Annotated in this window: 11 protein-coding genes and 1 pseudogene; 6 read left to right on the top strand and 6 right to left on the bottom strand. The window is 42.2% G+C overall.

From position 1 onward, the window contains the following. A pseudogene (locus tag AB6E08_RS22400) lies at positions 1-258 on the top strand (hypothetical protein); the annotation flags it as partial. 192 nt (positions 259-450) lie between these two features. On the opposite strand, the gene AB6E08_RS22395 reads toward AB6E08_RS22400, so the two are convergent. The 5 genes from AB6E08_RS22395 to AB6E08_RS22375 all read right to left on the bottom strand — a co-directional run bounded on the left by AB6E08_RS22395 (position 451) and on the right by AB6E08_RS22375 (position 3,076). Next, positions 451-741, bottom strand: coding sequence for a hypothetical protein (locus AB6E08_RS22395; protein ID WP_133151482.1), 291 nt, complete (start codon positions 739-741; stop codon positions 451-453). A 23-nt stretch (positions 742-764) separates the two neighbouring features. After that, positions 765-1,256, bottom strand: coding sequence for a hypothetical protein (locus AB6E08_RS22390; RefSeq protein WP_017099651.1), 492 nt, complete (start codon positions 1,254-1,256; stop codon positions 765-767). 586 nt (positions 1,257-1,842) lie between these two features. After that, the gene (locus AB6E08_RS22385) at positions 1,843-2,007 is read right to left on the bottom strand and encodes an AlpA family transcriptional regulator (RefSeq protein ID WP_102250018.1); all 165 of its coding nucleotides are present in this window, start codon (positions 2,005-2,007) and stop codon (positions 1,843-1,845) included. A gap of 153 nt (positions 2,008-2,160) precedes the next feature. Next, complete coding sequence (locus AB6E08_RS22380; protein ID WP_102250019.1) at positions 2,161-2,817, bottom strand: inovirus-type Gp2 protein; 657 nt, start codon at positions 2,815-2,817, stop codon at positions 2,161-2,163. Further along, complete coding sequence (locus AB6E08_RS22375) at positions 2,807-3,076, bottom strand: AlpA family transcriptional regulator (protein WP_017081608.1); 270 nt, start codon at positions 3,074-3,076, stop codon at positions 2,807-2,809. The genes AB6E08_RS22380 and AB6E08_RS22375 overlap by 11 nt, the downstream gene beginning before the upstream one ends. A gap of 162 nt (positions 3,077-3,238) precedes the next feature. On the opposite strand from AB6E08_RS22375, the gene radC reads away from it, so the two are divergent. The 5 genes from radC (at position 3,239) to AB6E08_RS22350 (ending at position 6,195) form a co-directional block, all read left to right on the top strand. Further along, positions 3,239-3,703, top strand: a complete 465-nt coding sequence (gene radC / locus AB6E08_RS22370; protein WP_102250020.1) for a DNA repair protein RadC — start codon at positions 3,239-3,241, stop codon at positions 3,701-3,703. Further along, positions 3,700-4,131, top strand: coding sequence for a DUF2787 family protein (locus AB6E08_RS22365; protein ID WP_017100148.1), 432 nt, complete (start codon positions 3,700-3,702; stop codon positions 4,129-4,131). Before radC ends, AB6E08_RS22365 begins: the two co-directional genes overlap by 4 nt. Positions 4,132-4,225: 94 nt before the next feature. Then, the gene (locus AB6E08_RS22360) at positions 4,226-4,672 is read left to right on the top strand and encodes a DUF2787 domain-containing protein (protein WP_102250021.1); all 447 of its coding nucleotides are present in this window, start codon (positions 4,226-4,228) and stop codon (positions 4,670-4,672) included. Between the two features lie 82 nt (positions 4,673-4,754). Next, positions 4,755-5,528, top strand: coding sequence for a hypothetical protein (locus tag AB6E08_RS22355; RefSeq protein WP_241909274.1), 774 nt, complete (start codon positions 4,755-4,757; stop codon positions 5,526-5,528). Positions 5,529-5,907: 379 nt separating this feature from the next. Next, a complete protein-coding gene (locus AB6E08_RS22350) occupies positions 5,908-6,195 on the top strand; it encodes a hypothetical protein (RefSeq protein ID WP_102250023.1) in 288 nt (95 codons plus the stop codon). 42 nt (positions 6,196-6,237) lie between these two features. Here the strand turns inward: AB6E08_RS22350 and AB6E08_RS22345 are convergent, their stop codons facing one another. Continuing rightward, the gene (locus AB6E08_RS22345; RefSeq protein ID WP_102250024.1) at positions 6,238-6,501 is read right to left on the bottom strand and encodes an AlpA family transcriptional regulator; all 264 of its coding nucleotides are present in this window, start codon (positions 6,499-6,501) and stop codon (positions 6,238-6,240) included. Positions 6,502-6,626: the final 125 nt, after the last annotated feature.

Below are 6,626 nucleotides of genomic sequence, written 5' to 3'. Positions count from 1 at the left end.
AGAAGCTGCTTAGTAAACAAGCGAATGATGACAACTACCTTGAAAAACGCCGCCTTACTCGGCTATAGTGCTAGAACGGTCATTGCTAATCTAGTTGATAAACAAGACAGGCTCAGTCAGTGGTGTCGAGGTGTGTTGGAACGACGAGGAATGAACCGAGTTATTGTCGCTCTTGCAGCAAAGAATGCTCGAACTATCTGGTCGCTATTACACACCCAAACGGAGCAAAATTTAAGTTATATGGATTACAATTTCTAGGCGAGAAAGTCTGCGTTTGAATGCGCCACAGACAACGAGTTAACTTGTTTTTGGACAAAACCTTGCCAGTACTTTTGCTAAATTAGAAAACCATCAATAACTAGGGGTATGTCAAATCTACTTGTGAAGAGCTAGTGCGATGAGTAGCATCGCACTAGCAAAAGTATTGGTTTAGGTGCGTATTAAGTGCCGTTATGTAAAATATGACGTTCCACACTCTAAATGTGAATGACTTAATGGTGGGTACTCTCTCAATAGCTTTGATCTTACTTCTTGAAAGTGACTCTGATTAGCCGACAACCAACTGCTCACATATTCATTAAATCTTATGTGCCTTTCTGGATTGGCGTTAACAGAACGTTGAAAGTGGCAACTAATAACAATCATTGCCCCTTCATATCTTTCTTCAGATGAGTGATTTGAGTTGTTGTATTTACTCCAGCCATTTCTTTTTTCATTTTCTAATCTTTCATATTCGCTCATATACCCTCATATAAAGTTTATTATCAATGAGAACCATCACAATTCAATGTTTGATATGCACGCTTAAAACCATCTAATGAATACCATACATTTAGATAATCAGATGATTTACCAATATAAGTTTTCACCTCAAACCCCATAGCATCTTCACCATTTAACTTGTTGAGATCAGAGTTGGTAAAAACGTATATATGACGATACCTCTCACTTCCTGATACCACATCAAAATATGAAAATTTTGGTTTCGCCAGTTTATTACCAAAAAAATCATTTACATGATAAGACGTAACTTTGGTTTCATACCTACCTGGTTCATAAGCTAAATATGGCTCAATCGTTAACTGAGTAGCTTTCGCAGAACCAGCATTACACTCCATAACAACTTTGATATTTTTATATAGAGAGTAAGACTCAGCATTTTTTACATTACCAGAGCCTTCCCAGTTATTAACTTTCCAATCCGCATGAGCTAATGATGATAGAGTTACAAATAACAAAAAAATTAATATTTTCATGGAGATATGCCTTAATTTTGAAATCCAATTATCTCAAACCAAAAAGCCAAGATCAAATTTGACGCTAATCTTGGTCTCAGACCAAAAATGTCACTATCTGCATCAAAAGTCTGTTCTGTCCTGTCCTGTAGTCATTATTCCTATTATGGTAAATGCGCGAGTTTGCTATCAGAAACAGCCCTCAAACGCTCTTAGCGAAGTTTTTAGACACTTGATCAAGGCGATATTACTTCCATAACGCCTTGTAAGTTTGTGACGCTTTCAAAGCGATTGACTGGGCAAAAATTAGCAAATTCATTTGAGCTAAGAACTGCACTCTGCCCCCCATTTTTTTGTTCTTTGTGAGCTTTGGGTGTCAGATTAGTTCTATTTGGTCAAAATCCACTCGCATTTGAATGTAGACTTTTTGGCGAAACCAATTTTTGGGGCAGAAACTTTTTTGAGTAGTCGCACTAAAGGGCTCTTATCCCGAAGCAACTTAGATAACTTTATTCTAGCCCAATGAAACAAGACGCCTCCAACTCAAACCCCTTCTCTAAAAGGGCATAAAGCCAGCAGCATTCGCTGCTGGCTCATGTCATTGCTACTATCTGCTCTCAATCCATTCATCCAACTCATGCTCAACCCATGCTGAGGCTCGCTCTCCAAGCGAGACATTGCGTGGGAACTCCCCGTTAGCCATCATTTTGTAGATGGTCGACTTACTTAACTGCACTCTTTCTATCACTTCTTTTAAACGAACTAATCTCATGAAGTTCTTCCTCTATGGTTATCACTCATGAGATAGAGTTGAAGTGTAAAAATTTCCCTAACCTAATATCAGCCTGTAGATATAGGACATCCCGTTATTGGTTTACCTTCCAGCCCGTAACATCAATCATACTTGTGCTGGTGGCCTCGCGGATTATGGTTGTCTTTTCTTTGACCTTTTTTCTCTCGGCTTTCTCGGCTGCCTTCCTTTCTTTTTAGATTTACTGACAAATGAACCTATCGTGCTTTGAACGTCAATATCATGATTTGTGCTGAGTTTGGCTTGTCTGCTTAGTACGAAGAACAAGCAGCGGTGTTGGTGGTCAAAATCCTCATGGTCTTTATTGAGTTCAATCAGGGGTTGAGTAAGAAAGGAGCAAAGTTCACTGATGTCGTATTGGCTTGTCTGTGTGGTCGTTGCCCACGTTCGCGTAATGTCTTTCGTCAGTTTTTTTCTGATTTGGTATTCATTTGCCATCGGTTGGTAGGAAGCTGCATCTAAAAACATCGTGAAGCGGTAGCTGATTGCGCCAGTGTCAGATATTTCCTTTTTCCATATCACGCTAATCTTATCCTTCTGTCTGTAATGGCAGAATCGATAAAACCACTGATTAAATAACGTCTTGGCTTGATGGTTGTACTTTCTGGGTATGCCTAGCCGAAACCGAAATACATAACTGTGACCAAAACGACTTAAGACACTTCGATAAGCAAAATAGAGTTTTTCTATCAGTGGCAGCGAAAGCCCCCCATCCACCGTATCGATTTGGTACTCACGGAAACATTCATTCTCAATCGTATTATCGACCATAACGTTTCTCCTGCTTTGCTTTCAACTCAGCCTGCTTGATTAACTTCTCATCTCGCTCTTGTATCTTTTCTAGTATCCAATTTTGGATATCTTGATATCGCCAACCAATGGCTCTTGCGCCTAGGGACACGGATTGAGGAAAAGTATTTTCCTCCATAAAGCTGTATATCGACGCTCTGGAAAGACCGCTGATATGAATCACTTCTTTAAGTCTTATCAAGCGATTCGGGTGTTCAGTGTTTGAATGGTTTGGGTTCATGGTTATTGCCTTTGTTGGTATCACTCAAACAAAGACGCAGGTCTGTATTTTTTATCTCAACAAGTCTCAGTCGGTCTCATAGTGGATTTGGATTCGATTGAAGAATTATTCACATCTATATCATTCCCTTGAGCACTGCATTTATTGATACAAGGAGAAGATATGGAAACGCTATATACTTTCAGCGCTCCCGTTACGGAGCACCAGATATTAGAGAAAGCCGTCGAGATCTTAGAGAGTCGATTGGTCAGCGGGGATGCCTTTACACGTCCGAATGACACGAAAGCCTTTCTACGCTGCAAGCTAGGAGAATATGAGAGAGAAGTCTTTGGGGTAATGTTACTCAACAACCAACATCAGTTGATTGAATTCAATGAGTTGTTCTTTGGCACGGTGGACAGTGCTTCAGTGTATCCACGAGAAGTGGTGAAGCTGGTACTTGAGAGAAACGCCTCAGCAGTGATTTTTGCTCATAACCATCCATCGGGTGACTCCAACCCATCACAAGCTGATAGACGCATTACAGAGCGTTTAAAGGATGCTTTAGCACTGGTTGATGTGCGAGTACTCGACCACATTGTGGTGGGCAGTGATTGTGTCTCTTTTGCTGAGAGAGGTTGGCTATGAATCGTAGTATCAAACGTAATTTCAAACTCGACTTGTTCCACCAGCTTGTCGAGCTATTGATTGAGCAATATGACATCCCCACCGAAACAAAACGAGTGGCGCTTAATCTCAAGGTCGCAAGCTTCTATCGCAACCGAAGCGGGATACAACCGATTGAGGTACAGCTTGAACGAGCTAACACTAATGAGCCTTGGGAAGTGCGATTCATCGCTTCTTTTGATTACCCGACACCAGAAGCTGAGAGTGTTGATGTGGCTTTGTATTTCAACTTCAAGCATCAATGGTTCTACCAACCTGACATCCAACGATGTGAGCTCAATCGGCCTGAGGTGCAGTCGCTCTTCATTAGCTGGCTTAAGGCGTTCACCAATCACCTAAAGGCATCACAGTTCGATACACAGACGTTAACGGTCGTCAGTCAATTCTAGTCGTTGTCACTTCAAGCATCCCCCACCACATTCGATTCAAATCAAACTCAGGTACATATCATTGACCTGACCAAAACGATTGAAAGGAAAACCTATGAAATCTCAAACATTAACAATCACAGCGCCATACTCACCAGTCTCTCAGAAGCTTAAGAGTTTGTTGAAAAGCAAGATGGAGACATTCTGGAAACAGAACCCAACCAAGAAGGACGGTGAAAGCCTCACCATTAACTTTCGAGATACCACTTACAGTGCTGAAGCGGGAGGGTATCATCCTGTCGAAATCATGTTACTGAAAGAAGATGAGAGTCAGTATCAAATCCAATATCTCACTGACTTCGCTTACCAAGGCAACATCTACCCAGAACTTGAGCGTAATGTCGATTTTGATGTCGCTAACGGACAAGCGCTCATTGCCCCTATGGGATGGCAAAGCTGTCACAACCAAGCCATTGTGGAGTTCTACTCTCTCTGGGAAGGTAACTTTCTCGCTTACTTACAAATGGGAGCCTATGACGAGATTAAAATATCGATGAGCTAAAGACGCTATCGGCCAGATAGTGACGTACCCATCGCTAGGATGATTGCCATTCTATCAATCAGCCACCAGCAGTGACCTAACAATGACAACAAGGGATAAAGCCAGTACCACAGAGCAATTATCATTGGTGTTTGAGTTGTATCGACGCATACCACAAGGTCGAAAGGTGACGGCTAAGCAGCTTCAGGCTGAGTTAGCCGATGCAGGAATGTACCGAGGCATCAGAAGCGTACAGCGTAATCTTGATGTCATTGTCGATTATTTTGATGTCGACAAAGACACTCGAAGTAAACCTTTCGGTTACAGTCGCGGAATGTACAGCCAACCAACCTTAAGCGCTAGGGATCTTGTCTTACTACAGCTTGCTAAAGCAACCCTTAGTCAGCAACTTCCATCATCCTTAGAGTACGCCATTGATTTTACATTCAGCCTGTTACGAGCTCAGCCACGCTCCTACACAGGAATGAAACCACCACAAGGAGACACAAGCAAAGCACATGCTGCGATAGATGAACTAAACGCACCCGACCTGCTAGGGGAGTTTTTCGAACCCATTTCAGTGGCACTGGTTCATCAAAAGCAAATCACGCTTACCCTTAAATCCGGTGAGCAGATAGAGCAAGTTTCACCTGTTGGTATTACGACCACCACAAGTGAGCTTTATCTCGTCTACCAAAACACATTCAACGATTACGACGACCTTCCTTTAACCTGTATTGCTAAGCTGAAAGTACTGACCTTCTACTTTGATTACCCGTCAGATTTTCACTTACAACAATATCAACTCAAGTCAGAGCCTCAGCGTTCGGCTCTACAAACAACCAATATCACTCAGTTGATTGCATCGGACAGATAGTGACGCAAGCAGTGATACCTTACTTCTGTTTCACAAATTCAATGGAACCTACAGGGCACTTACTCCCTTTCATGTTCCATTGAGCCATAGCGCAATCAAAGTAAAGTATGGGGCACTAATCTTACATCAACTCCATTAGGTTAGTGTGCAAGGCAGAACTGTGCTTTATGAGTGGCTGCGCCATCAACCGTCTTTAGCTAAGACGAGCAGTGTTAAGGGGGACGGCCGCCCCCTTAGTATGGCCTAGTCGAAACAACCTCATCTGAGACGCATATTATTAAAGAAAACCCTGTTTTTCGACCATTTGCGTTTACCCCACCAGTCGTCACTTCGTTGAGTTTTACCTAATTAATACACACATCTCAATTGGAGAATCATCATGAAATCAATCATTACTAAAGTTATCACACTAGCCGCTTTAACCCTTTCAATGAACGTAAGTGCTGCCAGTGCTATTGATGCACTCAGTGTCGAATCGATTAAAGCCACCCTGACACCTGAGCAGATCCAACAATCTCTCAATCACTGGAAACAGAATGAACTGAAGCAGCTCGAATCACGCGCACAGGCCATCTCAGATAGAGCACCTATTGAAGCAAGACGAGAGCTAGTGGAATCTCAAATCGAACAAGAATACAAACAGACAGCGAAAGCCTTAGGCTTGTAGTCTGTTGATTATCAGAAAGGAGCATGACGCTCCTTTTTTGTCTTAGTATCGTAAGTAGGGACTAACTCTTCTCTCTGGGGGAACGTAGTGAGGACTTTTCTTCATTTCAGCTTGCTCTCGTTTGAAGTTGCTCTGACTAACTTTTTTCATTAAGAACTCATCCACCAACGACTCCTCCCATCCGACAGCACGAGAAGATAGTTGGATACTCGCAGGAAACTCACCAGCAGCAATTAAACGATATAACGTTGCCTTGCTCAACCCTGTTTTATCAAGTACTTCACGCATTCGAATCAATCTCATCATGACCTCTGTATCTTGTTGTTGTAAAAGTAATGACTTCCTTGGATGCCAAGATATCTAGCCCCATAGGGAATGATCCGCACCAGCAGTTTTGGACACTGAGTTAAGTGAGTACAATCACTAATGAG

The organism is Vibrio sp. 10N.247.310.24 (assembly GCF_041467175.1).
GTDB classification, from domain to species: Bacteria; Pseudomonadota; Gammaproteobacteria; order Enterobacterales; family Vibrionaceae; genus Vibrio; species Vibrio tasmaniensis_A.
This window is presented reverse-complemented; position numbering and strand designations above follow the sequence as displayed.

Excerpts from the sequence above, each read along its gene's own strand:
- AB6E08_RS22350 (WP_102250023.1), top strand. The coding sequence starts at position 5,908 with ATGAAATCAATCATTACTAAAGTTATCACACTAGCCGCTTTAACCCTT.
- AB6E08_RS22380 (WP_102250019.1), bottom strand. The coding sequence starts at position 2,817 with ATGGTCGATAATACGATTGAGAATGAATGTTTCCGTGAGTACCAAATC.
- AB6E08_RS22345 (WP_102250024.1), bottom strand. The coding sequence starts at position 6,501 with ATGATGAGATTGATTCGAATGCGTGAAGTACTTGATAAAACAGGGTTG.
- AB6E08_RS22355 (WP_241909274.1), top strand. The coding sequence starts at position 4,755 with ATGACAACAAGGGATAAAGCCAGTACCACAGAGCAATTATCATTGGTG.
- AB6E08_RS22375 (WP_017081608.1), bottom strand. The coding sequence starts at position 3,076 with ATGAACCCAAACCATTCAAACACTGAACACCCGAATCGCTTGATAAGA.
- AB6E08_RS22365 (WP_017100148.1), top strand. The coding sequence starts at position 3,700 with ATGAATCGTAGTATCAAACGTAATTTCAAACTCGACTTGTTCCACCAG.
- AB6E08_RS22390 (WP_017099651.1), bottom strand. The coding sequence starts at position 1,256 with ATGAAAATATTAATTTTTTTGTTATTTGTAACTCTATCATCATTAGCT.
- AB6E08_RS22360 (WP_102250021.1), top strand. The coding sequence starts at position 4,226 with ATGAAATCTCAAACATTAACAATCACAGCGCCATACTCACCAGTCTCT.
- AB6E08_RS22385 (WP_102250018.1), bottom strand. The coding sequence starts at position 2,007 with ATGAGATTAGTTCGTTTAAAAGAAGTGATAGAAAGAGTGCAGTTAAGT.
- radC (WP_102250020.1), top strand. The coding sequence starts at position 3,239 with ATGGAAACGCTATATACTTTCAGCGCTCCCGTTACGGAGCACCAGATA.
- AB6E08_RS22395 (WP_133151482.1), bottom strand. The coding sequence starts at position 741 with ATGAGCGAATATGAAAGATTAGAAAATGAAAAAAGAAATGGCTGGAGT.